The sequence below is a fragment of the Candidatus Neomarinimicrobiota bacterium genome (assembly GCA_030743815.1).
In the GTDB taxonomy this organism is placed as follows: Bacteria; Fidelibacterota; Marinisomatia; order Marinisomatales; family S15-B10; genus UBA2146.
In genome coordinates this window covers 1-21,262 of the sequence record JASLRT010000090.1, presented here as the reverse complement: position 1 = coordinate 21,262, position 21,262 = coordinate 1, and the positions used below count along the sequence as shown (strand labels likewise).

Annotated in this window: 18 protein-coding genes; 14 read left to right on the top strand and 4 right to left on the bottom strand. The window is 50.0% G+C overall.

Features of this window, described 5'->3' with window-relative positions; translation table 11 throughout:
• The first annotated feature begins 36 nt into the window (after positions 1–36).
• The 14 genes from QF669_07335 (at position 37) to QF669_07270 (ending at position 15,098) form a co-directional block, all read left to right on the top strand.
• On the top strand, positions 37–2,940 hold the full coding sequence (locus tag QF669_07335; GenBank protein ID MDP6457244.1) for a TonB-dependent receptor: 2,904 nt from the start codon (positions 37–39) through the stop codon (positions 2,938–2,940).
• Positions 2,941–2,982: 42 nt separating this feature from the next.
• A complete protein-coding gene (locus QF669_07330; GenBank protein MDP6457243.1) occupies positions 2,983–6,168 on the top strand; it encodes a hypothetical protein in 3,186 nt (1,061 codons plus the stop codon).
• 13 nt (positions 6,169–6,181) lie between these two features.
• On the top strand, positions 6,182–7,021 hold the full coding sequence (locus QF669_07325; GenBank protein MDP6457242.1) for a hypothetical protein: 840 nt from the start codon (positions 6,182–6,184) through the stop codon (positions 7,019–7,021).
• A gap of 40 nt (positions 7,022–7,061) precedes the next feature.
• Positions 7,062–8,048, top strand: a complete 987-nt coding sequence (locus QF669_07320) for a PorV/PorQ family protein (protein MDP6457241.1) — start codon at positions 7,062–7,064, stop codon at positions 8,046–8,048.
• Positions 8,049–8,217: 169 nt separating this feature from the next.
• Positions 8,218–8,472 (top strand): hypothetical protein, encoded by a 255-nt coding sequence (locus QF669_07315; protein MDP6457240.1) that lies wholly within the window; start codon positions 8,218–8,220, stop codon positions 8,470–8,472.
• An 86-nt stretch (positions 8,473–8,558) separates the two neighbouring features.
• Positions 8,559–9,497, top strand: coding sequence for a ribonuclease HII (locus tag QF669_07310; protein ID MDP6457239.1), 939 nt, complete (start codon positions 8,559–8,561; stop codon positions 9,495–9,497).
• Positions 9,498–9,713: 216 nt separating this feature from the next.
• A complete protein-coding gene (gene lepB / locus QF669_07305) occupies positions 9,714–10,772 on the top strand; it encodes a signal peptidase I (GenBank protein ID MDP6457238.1) in 1,059 nt (352 codons plus the stop codon).
• 122 nt (positions 10,773–10,894) lie between these two features.
• Positions 10,895–11,311 (top strand): MgtC/SapB family protein, encoded by a 417-nt coding sequence (locus QF669_07300; protein ID MDP6457237.1) that lies wholly within the window; start codon positions 10,895–10,897, stop codon positions 11,309–11,311.
• Positions 11,312–11,380: 69 nt separating this feature from the next.
• The gene (locus QF669_07295; GenBank protein MDP6457236.1) at positions 11,381–12,145 is read left to right on the top strand and encodes a hypothetical protein; all 765 of its coding nucleotides are present in this window, start codon (positions 11,381–11,383) and stop codon (positions 12,143–12,145) included.
• A 97-nt stretch (positions 12,146–12,242) separates the two neighbouring features.
• Entirely contained in the window at positions 12,243–13,265 is a 1,023-nt protein-coding gene (locus QF669_07290; protein ID MDP6457235.1) for a hypothetical protein, read from the top strand.
• Between the two features lie 175 nt (positions 13,266–13,440).
• Positions 13,441–13,779 carry a hypothetical protein gene (locus QF669_07285; GenBank protein MDP6457234.1) on the top strand — a complete coding sequence of 113 codons (339 nt, stop codon included), beginning with the start codon at positions 13,441–13,443 and terminating at the stop codon, positions 13,777–13,779.
• An 11-nt stretch (positions 13,780–13,790) separates the two neighbouring features.
• Positions 13,791–14,288 carry a hypothetical protein gene (locus QF669_07280; GenBank protein MDP6457233.1) on the top strand — a complete coding sequence of 166 codons (498 nt, stop codon included), beginning with the start codon at positions 13,791–13,793 and terminating at the stop codon, positions 14,286–14,288.
• A gap of 70 nt (positions 14,289–14,358) precedes the next feature.
• Positions 14,359–14,709: a hypothetical protein gene (locus QF669_07275; GenBank protein MDP6457232.1), complete on the top strand. Its 351-nt coding sequence runs from the start codon at positions 14,359–14,361 to the stop codon at positions 14,707–14,709.
• A complete protein-coding gene (locus QF669_07270) occupies positions 14,706–15,098 on the top strand; it encodes a DUF309 domain-containing protein (GenBank protein MDP6457231.1) in 393 nt (130 codons plus the stop codon). The genes QF669_07275 and QF669_07270 overlap by 4 nt, the downstream gene beginning before the upstream one ends.
• Before the next feature lie 363 nt (positions 15,099–15,461).
• On the opposite strand, the gene QF669_07265 is transcribed toward QF669_07270, so the two are convergent.
• The 4 genes from QF669_07265 to QF669_07250 are packed head-to-tail and all read right to left on the bottom strand — an operon-like array spanning position 15,462 to position 21,137.
• On the bottom strand, positions 15,462–16,730 hold the full coding sequence (locus QF669_07265) for a hypothetical protein (GenBank protein ID MDP6457230.1): 1,269 nt from the start codon (positions 16,728–16,730) through the stop codon (positions 15,462–15,464).
• Positions 16,727–17,137, bottom strand: a complete 411-nt coding sequence (locus tag QF669_07260) for a hypothetical protein (GenBank protein MDP6457229.1) — start codon at positions 17,135–17,137, stop codon at positions 16,727–16,729. Before QF669_07260 ends, QF669_07265 begins: the two co-directional genes overlap by 4 nt.
• A complete protein-coding gene (locus QF669_07255; protein MDP6457228.1) occupies positions 17,134–18,318 on the bottom strand; it encodes a PQQ-binding-like beta-propeller repeat protein in 1,185 nt (394 codons plus the stop codon). Before QF669_07255 ends, QF669_07260 begins: the two co-directional genes overlap by 4 nt.
• Positions 18,318–21,137: a hypothetical protein gene (locus QF669_07250; GenBank protein MDP6457227.1), complete on the bottom strand. Its 2,820-nt coding sequence runs from the start codon at positions 21,135–21,137 to the stop codon at positions 18,318–18,320. Before QF669_07250 ends, QF669_07255 begins: the two co-directional genes overlap by 1 nt.
• Between the last annotated feature and the right edge of the window lie 125 nt (positions 21,138–21,262).

The window sequence follows — 21,262 nt, the reverse complement described above, 5'->3', positions numbered from 1 at the left end:
ATGCTTTTCGAAGCAATGGTAGAGAGGAGAAAATCTATGCACTCCTGCATCAATAATATGATGAATGGTCAGCGTCGTGTTGGTCATTATCTGATTCGCTCATTTATACTCGCTTTTCTAATCGTACTTGCCTTTAACGGGGCAGTCTTACAAGCCGGTACTACGGGGAAAATACGTGGAACAGTTAAGGATAAGGAGACTGGCGATCCTCTCATCGGAGTTAATGTAATTATTGAAGGTACTTCCCGTGGAGCTGCAAGCGACAAAGAAGGATTCTTCTTCATCACCAATGTGCCGCCCGGCCGGTATACAGTTGTATTTTCTATGATCGGCTACAATACTGTGGTTGTGAAGAACCTACGCGTCCGGATTGATGTGACATCTGAAGTGGACGTTGAGCTCGACCTCGTGACCCTTGAGCTCGAAACAGTGGTGGTAACGGCGAAACGTCCGCTCATTGAAGCGGAAGTCACCAACAAATCGCTCTCTTTCGATTCAGAAACCATCATGTCTCTGCCGGTGAAATCCTCACAAGACATTCTAAGGATGCAGACGGGTGTGGTTCAAGTTCAGGGTAGATTCAATCAGATCGCAGGTTTTCAGGATCGGGGAATTGATCAGACGCATGTACGCGGCGGAAGAAACGGCGAAATCTCCTACATGGTGGACGGCATGTATGTGGAAGACGCCATCTACGCCGGCATGGGAACGGTCATCAATCGCGCCGCTATCGAGGAGATGAAGGTTGAAATCGGCGGCTTTAATGCTGAATACGGCAACGCCCAATCGGCCGTGGTGAACATCGTTACCAAGGAGGGGACTGATTCGTACCACGCCAGCTTTGAAGCCAGTACCAGCAATTGGAGTGATCTTGACGGATCCGGCGGTCTCGCACCCCTTTCTACTCCTGACGCCCTTCGTGACTACTCCGATCTTCTGGCATCCTTTTCCGGGCCTGTGCCTCTGATCAAAGGACTCAGTTTCTTCCTCTCGGGAGAAAAGAGCGATCACAAAGATAGGGTGTATGAATTTGATGATATCACCTACGATTCGACTCTCATAACTGATCCGACAGATACCTACTTCGGCAGCCGAGTGGGAGACACCACCTATACCGATATCTACGGCCAGGAGAGGCGTGCCCATCCCTTCGATTCGTTCACCGGTTGGAAAGCTTTCGGTTTTCGGGACAATTGGGATTGGAACCTGAAACTGACCTACTACCTTTCTCCGGTTATAAAGTTCAATTTCCTCCATAGGGACACTTACAGACAATTCCGCAACTATGCCCACAGCTGGCGCTACGCCATGAACGTACGTCACATCACGAAAGACGAGTCGTTGCAACAGGGACTGACTTTCCATCACCAGATCAATACAAGAGTTTATTATACAGTCAACCTAAGTCGTTTACGTAAAGACCGAAGATACCACACCCCCGGCCTTCACGACGATGAGTTTGGTCCCGGTCTCAACACGAGCGATTACGACCATGATGATTTGGGTGCTCCTGACGATCCTGATGAACTGTGGCACTATGAACCGGAAGATCCCGATCATCCGACGCCCAGCTCGCTGGGCTCATTCTACTATCCACTCTCAACGGTAGGATTTGATTCTTCCCGAGGCGTTTACCTTTACAAAGGTGGTCTCATGCGCTACTGGCATCGGGACTATTATGAATCCAAAAGTGCAAAAATCGCTCTCACAGGGCAATTTGGCAAACGACATGAAATGAAGAGCGGTCTTGAGATTCAGAAGTTGGACATCTATTTCAGGGAGATTCAGCTTCCCTATCTGGAGAGTCCTTACGCCGATAACTACCACGAATATCCCGAGGAAGCGGCATTTTACATTCAGGACAAATTGGACTTGGACCGCGTGATACTCAATCTGGGCTGGCGGGCGGACTTCTCCGATTCGCGGGGAGAACTGTGGAGCGATCCCAAGGATCCCACAACGGCTCTTCAGCGCGGTAAAGACAAGTGGCAGTTCAGTCCCCGCCTGGGATTCGGATACCGGATTACGGATAGGACAACCTTTCACTTCAATTACGGACATTTTTTTCAGATACCGGAATATAGAAATCTTTACGTTGGAACTGCCACGCGCGATCTCACTACAGGTCGTCCTCTCATCGGCAATCCCTATCTTCAGGCGCAGCAGACGACGCAGTACGAATTTGGCATCCGGCAGCAGGTAGGTCCCTTGTGGGCGGTAGAGACAGAGGTTTGGACGAAATCGCTGGAAGGTCAGTCAGGCACCATTAATATCATAGGTTTCGATCCCGATTCTCTCGGTCTTTACAGCTATTATCTGTTCGATAATTACGATCACGGAACGGCACGAGGTATTGATATCACCATAGATAAGCGATTCGGACATCTGTTTGAAGCGCAGGTCAATTACACCTTTTCGCGGGCGACGGCCAACCGCTACTATTCCTGGAGCGGCTACTGGAACAGTGAAACGGCGGAGACAGAGCCTAAGCGCGAAATCTTGCAGCCGTATGATCAGACGCACTCGCTGGACGCTTGGATCTCTTTCCGCTCACCATCCGGATTCGGTCCCACTCTCTTTGGCATCAAGCCGTTGAGCCTATGGCGGATCAGCTTCGTTCTGACCTATTTGACCGGTTATCCCTACACCCCTGTCACCGGTAGTGCACGAGCGGGCGAACCTATGTCCGCCAGGATGCCGTCACGTAAATCGGTAGATATGAATATGTTTCGCGGCTTTGAAATCCTTGGCGGACGATTCGAACTGTTTACAAGGATAACCAATCTTTTCGATCGCAAGAATCCGTTGACCGTCTATGATCAGACAGGCAGTCCGAATGATCCAGGTCCCGGTGCTTCGGGGTATAGTACATACTTTGACCGTCCCGACTACTTTAATTTGCGACGGGAAATCGATCTTGGGATCAGGGTAAGCTTCTGAGAACAGAGAGCTTCCGATCGACCACTTATATCAGCGATGGTTATGATTCACAGACATACTGAGACTGGTATTACACGAACTGTAATTACGCTAATTTCCGCCGTACTGCTCTTCTTTTTATTCAGCAACGCTGAGGCTAAGGACAACCGCAAGCTCAAGATGGAGCAACGGGTCCGCCGTCTGCAGAAGGCGGCCAAGTCGACGGACTATGCCGTGGGGCTCATCGATGCGGGAAAACTTCAGCACGGTATCGATAACAGTGGAAGCTTAGCATCGATTTGGGGATGGAACAGCGAGATTTATCTCGCCCTTCCCGGCGGATGGTATAAAGGGTACGGATACATTCCGGACCTCTCCATGATGATTGGTGTGCCCGAAGGCCCGTGGACGCCAAAGTTCTACGACGGCGCCAGCGGCGACTCCCTTTCAATGGGCCCCTCCGTTACTGATCAAAATGTCGGTGAAGACTGGGGGCCGGCAGCGAGCCATATGGGTACCTATCATTCCGGAGAAGTCTTTATTGATGAAATATCGGCAAAGGGTGCGCCGCCTCCATTTCCTGTCATGGCGACCAGCGGCATACCGCAGACGTGGCCCGAAAGCGGCTGGCCTGGCTCGTGGGCCATAGATCCCGGTAAAGATGGTATCGCTCGTACAGAAGACGACTTCGTTAAAACAGGTGAGTTCGCTGGCGACAAGGAACTCTTTTTCGCCATGAACGACTTCGATCTTGACGATCGTGGTTTCAGATATGCTGAAGGCGATGGCGATTCAAGGCAGGGATATTCTCTCGGCGTGCAGATGAACATCCAAGCCATCGGTTACGGCCGTTCTTTTGCGGAAGATTTCATTTTTTTCCCCATGAAAATCGTTTACACTGGCAAGGATACCCTCAAAGGCGTTTATCTTGGATTCTACATCGATGTGGATGCACCTGAATACAACGAGGGCGGTACCATCAATCACCGCGAAGACTGGATGGCGGTCCTGAGGGAAGAGTACGACGCTTCTCTCGATACCACATACCGCTATGATATGGCATTCATTTACGATCAGGAATCGGAGCCGTATGGTGGTGCGGGGCCTGTCGCCTATACATCCATCAAGCTGCTGGAAACGCCACTGGCTACAGAAGACATCGATCTTGACGGGAACGGCGAAGTCGATATCATCAACGGTGATCAGCTCGGCATTACCGACTGGCACTGGTTCCGCTGGGAGAATCGCCCTGGCGTCATCAAGAGTGAATGGGCAGAGTGGGAGCAGTACAAACTCCTGAGCGGCGGTAGTAAGGCGACCCTCTGGGATAATTCTAAGAACGACTGGGGAGATTTCAAGGTGAGCCAGGGTGATCTGTTCATGGCGGATACCATGTCCGACGGCACCGTTTATGAGTTGACCGGCTTGCATATTGCCGAAGACGCCTGGTTCCACCCCGATGAGACAGGGAAACTCAACCCACATTTCGACGACTATTCTATCTTTGCGCGGGAACAGTGGATTGACCTCGATTGCGTTTTCATCATGAGTTCGGGACCGTTCACACTTGCGCCGGGGGATTCCACCACATTCTCTTTTGCGCTCCTTATGGGGGATAACCTGAACGACCTGAAACTGAATGCACGCGCCGCGCAGCTTATGTACAACCTCAACTATCTGGGAGCCGATCCGCCCAAAGCGCCGACAGTGACAGCAGTGCCTGGAGACGAAACGGTGACGCTGTACTGGGACGATGCTGCCGAATCATCCGTGGATATCCTTTCCCGTTATGATGATTATGAGGGTTATAAGATATACCGATCAGAGGTTCATCCCTCCAATGACAAATGGGGAGAGGTGATCACCGACGGTCTCGGCAACGAGGTGGGCTTCCAGCCCGTGGCACAGTATGACCTGGTGAACTCCATAAGCGGGGCTGATCCGATTTACCCCTATCTCGACAGGGGATCCAACACGGGACTGGCTCATTCGTGGACGGATGATGATGTAAAGAACGGCGTCACATACTGGTACACTGTGACGGCATACGACCGCGGTATCAGCGCTGAAAATGATTCGACGCTCAATCCAGACAACTGGGCAGATCTCAACTACCTGGAAAACGCCAAGGGCAATAACCCCGATGCAGTGTCCAACTTGGTAGAAGTCGTCCCCGGGCGTAAACCGCTGGGGTACAGTGAACCGGTCTTGTTTGAACTTACTCCTGACCCGGCATTTCTGGGTAAAGGTTCCATCGAGGCAGTCCTGATAGATCCTAATCAGGCAGGCACAAGCCACACTTACACGGTTGCTTTCGAAGATACGTCTGACACAGTTGCAACTATCTATTCAGTCTGGGATGAAAATGATTCTCTCCTTGTCGATCGGAGTAGTGGTACAACCGGTAGCGATGGAGGACCCGTTTTTGACGGTATCCGTCTGATCATAAAAGACTATGAATCACTCGTTTTTCTGGAGAATGAATGGATCAACGTGGAAGACGATACGAGTACTATCCAGTTTGGCACCCTTACTGATGGTGATATACCACAACCGTGGGACTATGTAATGGCGTTCACTTCCGCCTCATCTTCAGAATTCAGTTTTTCCGTCTACAACGTTACTAACGATCCGGGGAAGTCATCCGCTATTCTGCACGAGACAGTAGATATTTCTGAAGAGTCGGGGGAGGAGACTTTTAAATTCATCGAAGTGGTTGACGGAACATCCGTGACGACATGGTTCTATTCGCTCTTGTGGGAAACCACGTCCATCCCGGTGGATACTGTAATCTTCGGCAACGATACCACCGTTCAGTATCAGTACATACCACCGAATCCGCCGTCAGTCGGCGATGAGATTTACATCAGGACGCAGAAACCTTTTACCTCTGATGATATCTTTGAGTTCAGCGTCGAGGGGTATGAGGTAAGTGAAGCCGTTACGTCTGACGAACTCAAAGCTGTTAAGGTGGTGCCCAATCCATACATTGTGACGGCTGAATGGGAGCTGAACGTAAACTACAGGAAGCTGGCATTCACCAACCTCCCGCCATCGTGCGATATTTATATCTATTCAATGACAGGTGAGCTGATCAAGAAGATTAAGCGTCGCGCGGCATCAGAAGGGTGGGAATACTGGAATTTGCTTAACGAGAGCAATAAGATGGTAGCATACGGCTTGTATCTCTACGTGGTGGAGATGGAGGATGGTACGAAAACGGCGGGTAAGTTTGTGGTGATCAGGTAGAATGATGGCAGGTATGAAACATTATGTAATTCCCATAGTTCTGCTATTCCTGACTTCTCTCTTGATGCAGTGTGAATCGGAAGAGGATGTAATAGGCCCGGATGGGCGCGGGGATGTGCCGACGAACGCTGCAATCAGTGTAGATAAATCGACCATCCTCTCTGGCGGCAGGGAAGTGTCAACGTGGAGTGTTCAACTGATACAGGAGGAGGACGGTCTCACCACCGATTTTGCTTCTGTCACTACAGTTCATATGATGACCGACATACACGGCTACTTCCTCGAGAGCGGTGAAAAAATGACGCAGATTTCGTTCGAGACGAATTCAAACGGACAGGGAACGGTGTTGTTTTACGGTGCAAGGGAGCCCGGTCTTTCCACAACGCTGGTCTGGGGCGACGGTTTCGGGCTCGACACTGTCACTGTCGCGGTCATAGTAGGTCACGCCTACTATCTATTACTCGATTTTTCCGATCCGGAAGAAGGTAGCTGGAAGACAGGCGACACGTTGTCGTCAGGTGATCACGGAACGCACCCGGACAGTACGCTGGTAAGGGCACGGGTTTATGATAAAAATCAACAGCCCCTTGCGGGTATCAATGTCGATCTGAGCAACGGCGAACCGCCTATTGGTGGGGGACTTGCCGGTACTTTCAAAACGGGGCCTGAACCCACCGCCGAATCACACGCATATCTGGTTACCGACTCTGACGGCGAAGCGACCGATTATTACTATACGGACCTTTTTCCGGCCGGAGGCGATCCAATCACACTGAACATGGTGGCTGTTGTCGATTCCGCCTATTTCGGCAGAATCGTTACTCAGAGGAAGTTCACTATCACACCGCCGTAGCCATATGACAATTCGGAACATACTTAAGAGAATAACAGTAATGATCCTAATGCTGGGTACTGTTATGTGGGGACAGGAGTTTTCCAAAGCGGGAACATCTGCCGCCCAGTTCCTCAAGTTTCCGGTTGACGCCCGCACCGCGGCCCTCGCGGGCAGTCACGCCGGTCTCTATGGTGATGTTGCTTCACTACACTGGAATCCCGCCGGCATCGCCGCTCTGAAACAGACTTCCATGGCGCTGACTTATTCTGACCTTTATTTCGGGATCAGACATTCCTTTTTTGGTATAGTCATGCCGCTGCCGCGGAATGGTGCTGTAGGGGTAAGTGCCATCATACTCGATTCGGGCGAGATTGAACAGACTACCGTCTCTCAGCCTGAAGGGACGGGTGCCCTGTTCCACGTGCGCAACTATGCATTCGGTTTCAGCTTTGCACGCTACATGACAGGATGGCTTATGCTGGGCGGAACGATCAAGTATGTGCGGGAAGATGTCTGGAATGAAAGTGCACAGGCGGTAGCGTTCGATATCGGGTCCGTTCTGGAAACGGGTGTACTGGGAATGAAACTCGGTATGAGTATTTCGAACTTCGGTACAGATATGAAACTGGGAGGTGACGATCTGAAATTTCCGCTGGAAACAGAAGCTTTCACTATTGAACGGGGAGCTGAATTGAAGACGGAACCTTGGCCCCTTCCGTGGCGCTTCCAGGTGGGCGTGGCTGTGGATGTGATAGGAGGTACCAGCCAGATCGCACAGCACGAAACACATCGTCTTACGGTGCTAGGACAGTACAATGAGTTCAACGATGTGGGAGCGCAAAGTAATTTTGGCATGGAATATGAGTGGAATAATATCCTCTCAGCCCGGCTCGGCTATTTCAACAAATACGATGCACCAAAACTCTCCTATGGACTGGGAGTTGCCTTCAATGTGGATAAGCGGCGCCTTAACCTTGACTTTGCCCTGGTTGATAACGACAGGCTCGGTTTTGTGCAGTTGTTCTCACTGGAGATGGCGTTTTAGTTCTTCTTGAGAGCGCCTTCCAGATTTCCTTCTAACCTCTATTTGGGCCGTTGCAAATTGTACCTCTGAAAACCTGAATACCTATAATCGCCGTTTTCATTGATTTTCATTCATCACGGAATTAAACTGACACTACCCCAAAAAACAAAAAGAGGAGCAGGGTTGAGATATGAAGAAGTTTCATAAGACAGTAAGTGTGATTTGTCTCGTCCTCGGTTTCTTTATTCTCGGTTGCGATGAAGATGCTGAGTGTGCGGACTGCGGCAGCAAACTGAAATACTATTTTCGGCTGGTAACCGAGGAGGACTTTGCCAGTTTTGCCACAGTTGAAGGCATCGAGGTTGACGCCTGTATGCGGTGGGAGGTTGCCTCCGGCCTGACGGCCGAATCGATCACGATCGTAGATGATTGCTGCTGCAATTAATATTCCCCCGGTTCAGACCTGACAGATTCTACCAAATCTGCCAGATTCGTAACTTTATAGAAGCGCCTCAATTTAATTGAGCTGACGTGATTGGATCCAAATTGATAGCAGGTGTTGACGAAGCCGGTCGCGGGCCTCTCGCCGGCCCCGTGGTGGCGGCAGCGGTCATCCTTCCAAATGGACTCACCATCGATGGCGTACGGGATTCCAAGAAGGTCGCCGAGAAGAAGAGGGAAAGGCTACACAATGAAATAATGGATAAGTCTGTTGCCGTCGGTATCGGGATCATCCATGAGGATGAGATTGACCGTGAGAATATACTGGATTCAACACGACGGGCCATGCGCATCGCTTTGGGACAACTTTCGCCAGCGCCTCATGAAGCACTCATCGACGGCTATGCTCTTCCGGATCAAGTGGTGAAGAATCGGGGGATCATTGATGGGGATGAAAAAGTTCATATTATAAGTGCGGCATCCATTATCGCGAAGGTGACGAGAGACCGAATGATGCGGAACTATGATATCATCTTTCCCGAGTATGGCTTTGCCCAGCACAAAGGGTACGGCACCAGACAACATCTGCAGCAATTGAGAGAGTACCTCGCGTGTTCAGTTCACAGAAAATCGTTCCGCCCCGTGAAGGATCACATGCCGAGGTTGAGTGATTTGAAGAAGAATCGCAGACTGGGTCAGTGGGGAGAGCGTTTGGCTGCCCAGCATCTGGTGCGCAAGGGGTATGACATTATTGAGATGAATTTTAACGCAGCACCGCATGGAGAAATCGATATCGTTGCCCGGAACAGAGAAATGATTGTATTCGTAGAAGTGAAGACAGCATCTCAGGAGAAGCTGGGCCGACCCGAAGATCAGGTAGATGAAACCAAGATTGAGAAACTGGCCAACGCCATGGAGGTATTCATCTCTGAAAATGATAACATTGAAGAGAGCCGTTTTGATATGATGACCGTACGATTCGGCAAGGGGCGTCCATCCGTGCGGCATTATGAGGATTGTCTCAACTAGATGTGATGAGAAATCGCCGGGGAGGGGAGCGAAGCAATCTGTTCTGTTGAGTCTCAAGTGATGAAGTCGCCTGCCTGTGCTGTTGCTTAGGCGGAAGGTTTCTGCCGGAATAGAGGGACCGCTAGAGTATCTGCCCCTGCCATTTCAAACGAGGATAATCTTCCGCTTTGCTTCTTGGCGCCTTAGCAGCGATACCCTTAAATTGTTAAAATGATAATGAAGGAATCAACGGTTACAAAGATAGTGAGGGAGATCAAGTCTCTCTTCATAATTATTCTGATTGCCCTTTCTCTGCGAGCCACCGTCATCGAAGCCTATATCGTTCCTACCGGCTCTATGGAGAATACCATCATGACGGGTGATTTCCTTATCGGCAATAAATTTGTCTACGGTATGAGGACGCCGGACTGGATCGGAATTCCTTACACAGAAATTGGTGCTTATGTGCCGTGGACACGGTTCCCGGAGTTCAGACAGCCGAGGCGAGGTGATGTTGTCATTTTCAAGTATCCCCGTGACGATTTCCAGAAATACGTCAAGCGGTGCATTGCCGAGCCGGGACAGACTATCGAGGTACGTGAGAAGAGTGTCTGGATTGATGGAGAAGAATTTGAACTTCCGCAAAACGGCAAGTTTGTAGATAGAAATGTTCTGTCACCAGATTTCAGACAGCCGGGGATCTTTATGCGCGGTGAATCAAACCGGGACAATCTCGGTCCCATCACTATGCCGAAAGGTGGCGACATAATAAACATTGATGAAGAGACCAACTGGGACTATCTCCTGCCTATTATGATCATGGATGGACACGAAGTGACGGTTGAGGGTGAAGGTCTGGACAGGCGCTACAGGTTTACGATGCGCGATCCTAACGATGTGGCACGACGCTACATGTCCGGATTGGGTAGCAAGATTTTCAGCATGTTTTCGCGCAAACCGTACGGATCACGTAAGGTGGAACGGCTTTACGGAAGATACTATTCAAATGTCAATCAGAATGGGGAATTCCTCAATGTGTGGAACTTTCACTTTACTAATGAAGCTAGCAAGTATCTTACTATCGACGGTAGACCGCTGAGTGAGCTCGGCAGCTACACCGTGAAGCAGAACTACTACTGGATGATGGGAGATAACCGCGACGACAGTGCCGATTCCCGCTATTGGGGATTCGTCCCGCATGATCTGATTCTTGGGGAAGCTCTCTTCGTCTATATGTCCTGGGACTTCAAAGGAGGGGGTCCCAGATTCAGCCGTGTCGGTACAATCATACGCTGAATCGCCGTTTTTCTCTAAAATACAGTGCAGAGAGAATTCCATTGACAATCCATCAGGCAATGTGTATTATTTTCGGGATTAAAGGAAGTTATCACCCACAATAGCCGAGGTATCTGTTTCACGTGTTTAGCGCAATCGGTTTCGCCATAAAAATCCTCATCGCGGCGGCCATCGTCGTGCTGCTGTTCTTCGGCCCAAAGTCGGTCGTTGCCAAAGAGAGAATCGGCATCTACTCCCTGATATCGATTATTGCAGCTACCATGACCATTATTTCCGATAAACTTGATTCCGGTCTGATTGTAGGCTCCCTTTTTGTGGCAATTGCCATGATATCATACAGTCAGTTTCAGAAAGTTGGAAACTGGAATGATCTTCTCCAGTCGCTAGCGCCTGTATGGATGGTAGCGGTCATCGGCATGTGTGTCGGTGCAGGGATGTTACTTCAGGCCGTAATCGTGACAGCGGTTGTCTATTATCTGATGAATTATCTTCCGACGCTTATGGGCGGCGGCGATGAAGAAGAAGTCTCGGTAAAATGAATATAGTTTTGAGACAATTAACATGTTCCAGTACAATCTCTTCTATTAAATGAAAAAGGAGTTTTTATCATGAAACAGTCAGTGATACTTTTCATTTTACTGTTTTGCGGTGCCGTTCTGGCGCAGGAAGCGGATGTAGATCAAACAGTCGGTGAACCTGATGAAGCGGTGGAAGCTGACACACTGGCGGAAGAAGAGACGGAAGAAGACCTGGAATTTGAAGAAGCTGATGAAGACACTTTAGCGCCAGAAGCCGCCGTACCTGTCGAATCAGAAACGGCTCTTACCGCCGGATACAAGAACTACCTATGGGGTATGGCCAAAGATCAGTTTGAGGGGAGTACCGACGGCGACACCGCTGCTACCAGCGACGACAACTCTGTTACAGTTTCGGGAACTCTCGGGCAGGATACTGTGACCTATGTCTATTCATTTTCAGACAAGGGATTCTGGAAAGTCCGGATTGACTATGACACAGAAGCGAAATTGACAGATGATTACATTGAAGATTTTCATCGTGTGGAAGGTTTATTAACAAAGCGTTATGGTCATCCAAAAAGGACAAGTCAGAACGATATGGGGATCGGACAGGAGTATCTCTTCTCAGATTTTCCAAAAATTTCGCGTGCCTATTTTCGAACATCTTGGAAAGTCGATACCGTTCACATCGAGCTGCTTCTGGATGCGGTGGCGCCATACGATCCTGAGGATGTTCCTGTTTTCGATGATGTCCCGTCCGTACTGAGACTCTACTATTATCACCCAACTTTTTATGGGACAGTTGAACCCGAAACGCCAGAAATCCCTGAAGAGAATCTACTTGAGGAGTACTGACAAGAAACTCAGTCAATCCTCCTCGGTACGATTCTCCTGTGTAGTTCTTATTCTCGCCAACAGTTTGCGGATTTCTGCATGTTATCGCCCTCCGGCCATGGTGAGAACCTACAACTACGATATCCCCCGTGAGGAGGCGCTAACCCAGTGCCAGCGAGCCATCACCGGTCTTGGCTACGAAATAGATAATATTGATCCGGTAGATGGTCATTTTCTGACAAAAGTGAGAACCATAAAGCGTCTTTTCCAGCCGATAGAGTACGTCGTTTTTGTCACCATTGAAGACCGAATCGATGTGATTGTTTATTCGGAAGTGCGGACTTTTCGCCGCGCGTCACAGATGGGTCTCAGCGCCGGAGAGCTGGTTGCTCAGGATGCCAGTAATGATCTGAGTCTCCGTTTTCAGCGTGCCATTTTCAATCCCATCAGCAGCGAGTTCGCCCGCGGAGGTATCAAGCTGTGGAATCCTGCCCGACAGAATCCGGCCGATGACAATGAGATCCGGGCCTATGAAGAGAAAAGGCTGAAGCGGTTAGCATCTATCAGAAAGAAGAGGGTGACCGGAGAAAAAAAGGAGCGACGAGAGTTGCTGACTGACTACAGTCTGGAGCGGGATGATGCCCGGCACGATGCTGTCCTTGATGCTGAACACCAAGTGGTGTTTTACAGGGACAGGGATGTACGTGACTGGTCGCTAATCGAGATGAGTAAAGTTGTGCTGGCGCAAGACGAGTTGATGGAACGTGCAATTCTTGATGTTATGGAGAGGTACCAGGATTACAGGGCAGAGGGACGCATGGATTGGATTGTGGCGCCCACGGGTCGCGTCATAGATTCACGAGTATATCTAACTACTTCGTTCAACACCCCGGAAGATGAATTGCAGAGGACGATGGAAAATCAGGTTCGTCTGTGGTTTTTTCCTCCATCAGCACGGCAAGAGAATTATGTACACCTGACACGCGAGGTAACCTTCAAGGGTAACAGGCATAATATCATGATATCCTTAACCCGGCCGAGGTTTGTCCAGATGACAGATCAATTTCCTGTTATTCATGAAGAATTGATGCGCGATACTCTCTTTTCAGATCCGTCATCTTCTCAGAATCGGATGGAGTAAGTTTAGGGTTGATCTTGTAACTGTATGTCCCTAACCTATACGTATAATTTAGCGTTGAACAAGAGAATGCATTTTATTTCTGAAAATAGTGCAAGCAGATTAAATTAATGCTCGTCTTTACTAAAGAATCAGACACGAGATATTCTAAAGCAAAGAATCAATTAAGGACAAAGATATGGCAGTCGACCTGACTGATTCAGACAAAAGGAAGAACTACCTCGCTGAGAAGCTTGATGATCTTCTCGATGGAATTAACGAATCTTATGGTGTAACTCTTATGGAAGAGTTGATTTCGCGCCTTGAGGCGACAGTCAATGAATTCAATGATGAGGTTAATTCATTGATGGAGCAGCTCAAAGAGATCGGAGTAAAGCGGGAGGAGTTGTTGGAGAAGATAAAATCGGGCGAAGATGAAGAAGAAAAAGAAGAAGAGGAAGTCAGCGAGGCCAAGGATGAGGATCAGCATGAGATGAGTGCATGGGAAAAGCGTCTGGAAGAAATGGAGAAAAAATAGAGGGAGTACAGATGGAAAACAGAGATAAGTTACTGATTCTGATAATCATTGCGTGGATAGCGGCAGGGGTCTATTTCAAGACTACCTCTGATTCCATGTTCGCCCGAATGGATGAGATGGGACAGCAACAACTGAAGCATGTGGATGAAGTCAATCAGGAATTCCGCGAAGACTTGAAGACTCTCAATTTACAATTCATCGGGCGTGGGAAGCACCTGAGAAAAGCACAGAAAGACATTATCGCCAACACTCAGCTTATTCACCATGTTACCGATTCGCTGTCGCGCAAAATTGAGACAGTTCAACTAAACTTGGAAAATTTCAGCCGTGACACTGAAGGTAAATTCACAGAAGTAGATAAAAACATTGAGGAAGTAGAAAATAAGTTTAACTCATTTAAGCGACTCGCAAACAGACAGATCGGTGATATAGATCAGAGGCTGACAACAGCTGAGACCGATGTCGCTGATCTTAATGAGCGGGTGCCTAAGAAGAAGGAAAAAGACTAAGATTCGCGGTCGATGCGCTGAGTTTGATGGGAGGGGGATTTCACGATCCCCTTTTTTATTGCTGGAAAGTATGATTTTGCGATCAGTAACAGGAACAGAACTGGCCAGACGCGGATATACCTTCGCGGCCAAAATTACACTATGGGAGAGTCAAACCGTATTGATCAACCTTATTCTAGAATGGGCTCATGAGGATCATTTCTTATGGGAGTGGTCTGAGACCGTTTATGAGGCTGAGGATGGGCCCGGTAAGAGGCGCGAAATTTCGATTATTTTCTTTCTGAAGAAAAACGAAAAGGAATCTTTTAAGGCAGCTTTTCCTGTTGAGGGGAGGCAACATTTGCGCTTTGAGCCGTTCGATGGTGAGCTATTCGATTACTACCGCAAGGATGGGGTTTACAAACACCCCAGAACACCATGACGTCAACGGAGCTGAAGAAGTTCAGAAAAGGGGTCAAATTTCTCAGGAAGGGGGAATTACTGAAGGCGCACACGGCCTGGGAAGACATCTGGAAAAAAGGGAGAGGCAGAAACAGGGAATGGGTCAGAGGATTTATTCAACTGACAGGTGCCTTGCTCAAGCTGAAGGCAAATCAGCCGGGCAGCGCGAACTATCTGATAAGAAAAGCGGTGAACAATCTGGCGCACGACGAGGAAGATGAACACCTCGTTTCCAGCGTTACCATAGACTATCTGACATCACTCAAGACGGCAATGGAGAGTGAGACGCTTTCCAACAGCCCTGAGATGGAGGCTAAGGAAATGGCGCGGTATCTGTTGAGTGACAGTGTACTTGGGATCGGTAAATAAAATAGGGGTAGACTTCGTAAATGACCTCGGAGCATTTTGAAGATCTACCCCTACCTCGCGGGAGAGGCTTTTTAGGGCCTCTCCTTAAAATACTGCTTTAATTAAATACGTGTCAAGTTATTTAATGTATAATCTTTTCATGCCTTAAGTTATACTTTTAGAACCATCAATCACAGAAGAAAAATTGAGAATACGGTAGTTAATTAAAGTATAAGTTTAGATGTTTTAAAGTAACTCTGTAAACCACTTTACAGTGTTTGATAAATTAGTTTAACGGTTTCAGAGTTCAAGCGTACTAATGATTGGTTCTTTAAATGTGGAAATAATGTTGATAATTAACGGTGACTGCCGTGGTACCAATAATCACTGTTCTACAGCTATATTGAGCCGGAATGTGAAACTGCCGTAGCGGCCAAGCTCGTCGCCTGCGGGACTAACCCTCACAACTTCCCGATTCAATTCGTCATAGAGCAAAAGACCTGGGTGCTCCAGCCCAGGATTGACCGCTATCTTTGAAATGTAGTCAGTGAACGGCGTTGTGACGGTCTCTGATTTCCATTCACCTGTACTTTCGTACATCTTGATTACCGTCCAACTGTGAGAGTCTGAATGGTACGCCACTACCCAGACCGACTCCTCAGCTTCATTGATATCCAGGTCAACGATATAGTAGCCAGAGAGGTACGTCATGAAAGTGTCATCATCAACAACTGAAATAAGGCCGGAATCCGTTGCTATCCATACCGTCCGTTTTTCCTGCAGGGCTGCAATCACACGAGGATTCTGAAGATCGTTGAACAGCGTAAAATTGTCGGGATCGGTTACATCGATTTTCAGCACAGCGGAAGAATCGGGTTCAGTGATCCAGAGGGTTCCTGTCTGCCTGATCATAGCGATCTGTGCTCCGTTACCGAGTACGAAAGGAATAATTACAGGTTCGTTTGCGGTTCCATTGGATTCGAAATGTTGAAGTGCGGACGTGTTGGCCAGGATCAGATAAATATCACCTGTGGTCGAGTTGATTGTCATATCCAGCGGTGGCGCATCTAGTTCGATTTCAAACTCTGCCTCGCCTGTGTCATTGAGCCTTACCAAGCGGTGAGGATAGTGACTGGCCACCCAGACACGGGAACGGACTGGGTCGTACTGCAGCGCCACGGGAAAGTAGTCGAAGCTCTGGTATAGCTGGTGGCCGCCATCATAAGAGAGGCGGGTGACAGAAGTACCCCAGTAATCGGAGATCCAGTAGTTGAAGGGGCCGGGCGTGATGGACTCTGGATCAGAGAGGGGACTCTCCCAACCGTCCGTTTCCACAGATAGGCGGTAGTTCAATTCAACATCGTAGTCTGGTGCTGTGTCGATAAACTCCGCCATTTTCGGCGCCACCTTAATCAAGACGGAGTCAGTGGGATCAGAACCGTCTTTGCGCCAAATATTGAACTGCTTAATTCCGTCAAGATCGATGCCGCTCCAGCTGAGGAAAATGGAATGCTCATCGGACGACAGTGTGATGGCGGGAGGTTTACCTTCCGTCGCCGGATTGAGCGGATCGAGGGGATTAAGGCGTTCCCTTTCCGAGCAGGAGGTGATAAGCAGCGAAGAAACTACCAGAAGAAGTGGTGACGATCTCACGGCTGGGCAAGGGAGAAGAAGAAGGTGAAGATAGATGTCGTAAGAGCTGCTTCAAAGAGGACGAAGCTGTAGCCGGCGTTTTTGTCCAGTGCGGTACTGCGATTGAAATAGCGATTCATATCGGCCGGGTTTCCCGCATTGAGGTAGCGTTCATATTGACTATCGGACTGCTGAATAAAATCCTGCCCGGCAAGGTTGGCTGCCACGGCAACCGCCAATGAAATTCCTGATACGACCCTCAATCTGTGTTGCCTGGCATCCGCCTCACTAACTGAATCCTGTTGAGCGGCATTGAGAGACGCTTTACCATTTGATTGTTCAGGTTGAGATGCGGTCAATGATGCCGGCCACAGTAAACAACATATCGAAGCGAGAGTGACCAGGGTCAGATGTTTTCTCTTACTCATTGGTTACTTTCTTCGCCGGTGGCGGTATAGAGATAGATTGTCTTCTTATCGTCAGCCACCACCATGTGAGATCCGCCGATGACCGGTGCCGCGGCAATGCGTCCCTGGAGTCTGTCTGACCACAGCTCTACGCCTGAGCGACTGTTCAGCAGAATGATATCACCCCTGTTGGCGGTGACTACGAGGCGAGTCCCGGCGATGACCGGAGCGGTGCTGATAACACTGCCCACGTCGTAGCTCCAAACCAGTGTGCCTGTTTCAGCATTCAAGCAGAAGACCGTTCCTGATGACGCCGCCGCGAACACCAGTGAACCGTCACAAGAAGGTGGTGTATAAATGGGTGAACCGCAGTCGTAGCGCCACTGGAGAGCACCGCCGCCGGCGTCGTAAGCCAGTAGCTGTCCGGAAAGGGTAGTGACAAAGATCTGCTTCGCTGTGGCGGCTGGGGAGGTGTCACTCTTCTGGGGCGAGCCGCGCCCATCGGGCGGCAGGGTGACAGTCCAGTTCAGTGCACCCGTCTCCATCCGGCTCGCAATGAGATTACCATCCTGATCGAGATATACGAGGTTACCGCTTATGGCAATTGGTGCATCGCGGACGGTGGATCCATCTGTGCTCTGCCACAGAACAGATCCATCCTTTCGGTTAAGACAGTAGAGCTGGCGCGACCGGCTGACGACATAGAGATGCCGGCCGTTCACTACTGGTGCCGATTCGATAGGACCCAATTCCAGCTGCCAGTCGTAGTGCCCCTTGCGGATGTCGTATGCCTTGAACGTCGTCTTCCTTTGACCGACGCCGAAGTATATGGTGGAGTCCGCCAGGGTGAGGCCGAAGATGGGGCCGCGGGACAGTTTCTTGCGAGCCACCTTCTTGCCTGTTTTCACGCTGAGGACCACTAACTCTCCGTTCAGGAGTGGCAGGAAGAGACGGTCGCCCGCCAGGAGAGGCGAGCTGGATATGCCCGCTATGAACTTCTCCTTCCAGACCAGAGTGAGGGGCGGTGTGAGATTGGCACCGGGAACATGATAGAGACGGGAGAAATCCTTTCCTTCTGTCATCCAATCGACTGCTTCGCTGGCCTCAGTGTCAAGTGAAATCCGCCCGGCGCATGAGATGACTGCCGCTGTAACAGAAAGAATAGCGATGTTCGACAGGATATGACCGTGCGACGTCTTCATCAGTAGTTCCAGCCGAAAAAGAATTGAGTAAAGAGTCCCTTTGAGACGGAATGAAAATCGGTTGTCTTGCCGACGTCGAGACGCAGCACCATGACGCGTAGGAAGTTGCCTCTAAGGCCGATGCCGAAGCTGCCCAGCAGACCGTCAAAGCTGTCGTTCCAGGCGTTACCCAGATCGAAGAAGAGGGCTCCTCGCAGTGGCGCCAGACCGAAATCGACGGATGGGAAACGGAGCACCAACTGACTGGCAAACGGAAAACGGAATTCATTATTGATCATAAGAAAGCTCTTGCCAGAAACCGCCGTCCGCTCGTACCCCCGGATGCCCCAACTGCCGCCGATGAAAAAGCGGAACAGGTCTTCTCCTTCGTTGAGCCATGTCATGACGCGCAAGGCGTAGAGCGTCTGCAGTGATGTCCGGAAGTATTTTCTGTAGTCTGCCAGGAGACCGGTGTAGTAGATGCGGGAGCGGGAGAAATCGATAGTCTGACCGACGGTGAAGCGAAGGCTGGTGCCGTCTATAGGGCCGACCGGTCCCCAGATGGAGTTATCGAAAACGTATGAGGCTGAGTTGGAGACGAGGAGTGCATCAAATGTATCGGAGGCGCCGTAGTAGTCACGTGAAGTTTGCCACAGGCTCGATGTGACCTCCATCCGCTTGAAGACTGAGAAGGGATAGCTGAGGGCAAACTGGCCCCCGTAGCGCTGTTCAAAAAAGAATCCGCTGGAATAGGTGAAGTAGTCGTTGGCGAAATGAAACAGTCCGTAGCTGATGTTGATCCGGCGCGAGATATCGACTTTTGTGACGGCTAGGTTAAACCGGTTGGAAAACTCGGAGGACGACTGGGCGGAATTGAAGAGGAGGAAGTGGTAGTAGTCGTTGCCGAGGAGATCGGAGACAGTCACCTGGGCGCCGCCGATGAAACCGAAAATGGGATCGTAGGCAATAGCTGTCTGGGCGATGTCGAAGGTGAATCTTTTCCTGTAGGGTAGCGCGCTCCGTTTAGTTTCGGCGGTTAGTTGTTCTCTGTGCCAGGGGGGCGAAACCGGTGTCTGGATGGCAGCGGCCTCCTGCCCGTCTTCAGCCAGGGTAGTGGCGTTTTGCAGCAGCTGAATCTGGAACCTGAATTTTTCGAAGGCGCTGAAGACGACATCCTGGTCATTCTCGCCGGCCCAGCGCGGATCGAAGGCGCCGGTGGTGAAATGTGTCAGCGGAACGAGAGTCGATTGCTGAAGAGGAAAGGGGCTTTCCGCCGTACCGGTGTCTCGCAGAAGCCATAGATTGTAAACGCCGTCACGGTCTGATGAGAAGAGGATGCTTGGGCGGTCGGCGCGGGACCAGTCGGGAGAGAGATCGTTGTACGGGCCGTCGGTGAGGCGGATGATGCTGCCTTTCTCCAGATCGTAGGCAAATATGTTGAAGAACCCATCGGCGCCGTGTTGTCCACGATCTGAACTAAAAGCGACTGTGCGGCCGTCAGGCGAAAAAGAGGGCGTCCGGTCTCCGTAGAAATCGTCCGTCAGGCGGGTGAGCTCCATGGTCTGTCGGTCGAGAAGGTAAAGATCCTCGTAACCGCGCCAGTCGACACCAGTAAAGACTACCTTCGATTCATCCTGTGACCATTTGGGTGAAATGATTGAAATGAGATCCGGGTGGCGGAAGGTGGCGACAGTCTTCGCGGAATCGATATGGAAGAAATTGAGCACATCGGTTGCTCCGGATTTGGACGAGAAGATCAGGATACCCATGCCGCTTACATCCATATCGGTCTGCAGCAGATGGAGGGATTCCAGACCGGCTGTCCGTTCGCCTTCTATCAACACTTCTGCATCGGCGTCTGATTCGTGGGGATAGAGCGACTGAAGCACAATTTCCGAATAGCCGGTGCGGTTAGAGAGGTAGAGTACCCTATCGCTCTCGCCGTGGTAGTAAACGGGTGCGGAATTGATGCCGACATCAGTAATCTGCTGCGACTGCTTCCCCGGCGTGTCGCTCGATTCAAGCAGAGGATAGATCTCTTTCTTGTAGAAATAGCGCCACTCATCGCTGATTTCCTGAAAGTCCTTTTCAAGTACCGATTCCATGACCGTGTAGAAATTGCCGTCGCGCCAGATGTTCTCCATGATATGAAGGATCTTTTCGGGGCCGTAAGATTCGTCGATAAAACGCAAGAATGACTGACCTTCCTTGTAGAGGAGGAAACCGGAACTGGATAAGTCGAGCCGGTCGAGGGGGACAAGGTAATCGTTGATGAAGGCGTCCCTGATGACCATCTCTGTCTTAGAATCCCACTGGTTGGCCCAGAACTCGGCTAACCCTTCGGTGAACCAGAGGGGGGGTACGCGGTAGGTCTGGATGTTATGCATCCTGAGAATCTGGCCGATCTTGTTATGCATAAATACGTGCACCAGCTCGTGACGAATGACCCGTTTAAATTGGAAGGTTGACCCCATATAGGGGATCACCACACGCCCCTTGATGAATTCGAAGAATCCGCCGACCCCTTCGGGAATCAGATACGGAAGAGTATTAGTCTGCTGGAAGTGGAGGTGCGAGCTGTAAAAGATGAGGGGTACCTTTTTGATGAGGGTAAAATTGAATTTCTTCTCCATTTCGCTGAACGCTTCCTCGGCGAAGAAGGCGCCGGCAGATGCCAGTTCCTCTTCTTCCTTATAGTAGTAGATCTCGAAATGGGGTGTGGTAAGGACGTGCCAGTCGAAGGGGTGGTACTGGATCTTATTGCGGCCGAAGTAAAACTGTGCCGAGGCGGCGGAACAGAGTATCAGTGTGATGGCGGCGATTCGTATGGACGTCTTCACATCCAAAGATAGGGAGGGAAAGGTGAGGTGTCAATGGTTCTCTGGCGAGCGGGCAGGAGGTGTGTTCACGACTGAACCTAGGCCGCATTCTTGCCTCTGACGATTCTGTTACCAAAGAAAGAATG

Bases quoted from the DNA above. Each gene is read 5' to 3' on its own strand.
- QF669_07335 (MDP6457244.1), top strand. From the start codon at position 37: ATGCACTCCTGCATCAATAATATGATGAATGGTCAGCGTCGTGTTGGT.
- QF669_07330 (MDP6457243.1), top strand. From the start codon at position 2,983: ATGATTCACAGACATACTGAGACTGGTATTACACGAACTGTAATTACG.
- QF669_07325 (MDP6457242.1), top strand. From the start codon at position 6,182: ATGAAACATTATGTAATTCCCATAGTTCTGCTATTCCTGACTTCTCTC.
- QF669_07320 (MDP6457241.1), top strand. From the start codon at position 7,062: ATGATCCTAATGCTGGGTACTGTTATGTGGGGACAGGAGTTTTCCAAA.
- QF669_07315 (MDP6457240.1), top strand. From the start codon at position 8,218: ATGAAGAAGTTTCATAAGACAGTAAGTGTGATTTGTCTCGTCCTCGGT.
- lepB (MDP6457238.1), top strand. From the start codon at position 9,714: ATGAAGGAATCAACGGTTACAAAGATAGTGAGGGAGATCAAGTCTCTC.
- QF669_07295 (MDP6457236.1), top strand. From the start codon at position 11,381: ATGAAACAGTCAGTGATACTTTTCATTTTACTGTTTTGCGGTGCCGTT.
- QF669_07290 (MDP6457235.1), top strand. From the start codon at position 12,243: ATGGTGAGAACCTACAACTACGATATCCCCCGTGAGGAGGCGCTAACC.
- QF669_07285 (MDP6457234.1), top strand. From the start codon at position 13,441: ATGGCAGTCGACCTGACTGATTCAGACAAAAGGAAGAACTACCTCGCT.
- QF669_07280 (MDP6457233.1), top strand. From the start codon at position 13,791: ATGGAAAACAGAGATAAGTTACTGATTCTGATAATCATTGCGTGGATA.
- QF669_07275 (MDP6457232.1), top strand. From the start codon at position 14,359: ATGATTTTGCGATCAGTAACAGGAACAGAACTGGCCAGACGCGGATAT.
- QF669_07270 (MDP6457231.1), top strand. From the start codon at position 14,706: ATGACGTCAACGGAGCTGAAGAAGTTCAGAAAAGGGGTCAAATTTCTC.
- QF669_07260 (MDP6457229.1), bottom strand. From the start codon at position 17,137: ATGAGTAAGAGAAAACATCTGACCCTGGTCACTCTCGCTTCGATATGT.
- QF669_07255 (MDP6457228.1), bottom strand. From the start codon at position 18,318: ATGAAGACGTCGCACGGTCATATCCTGTCGAACATCGCTATTCTTTCT.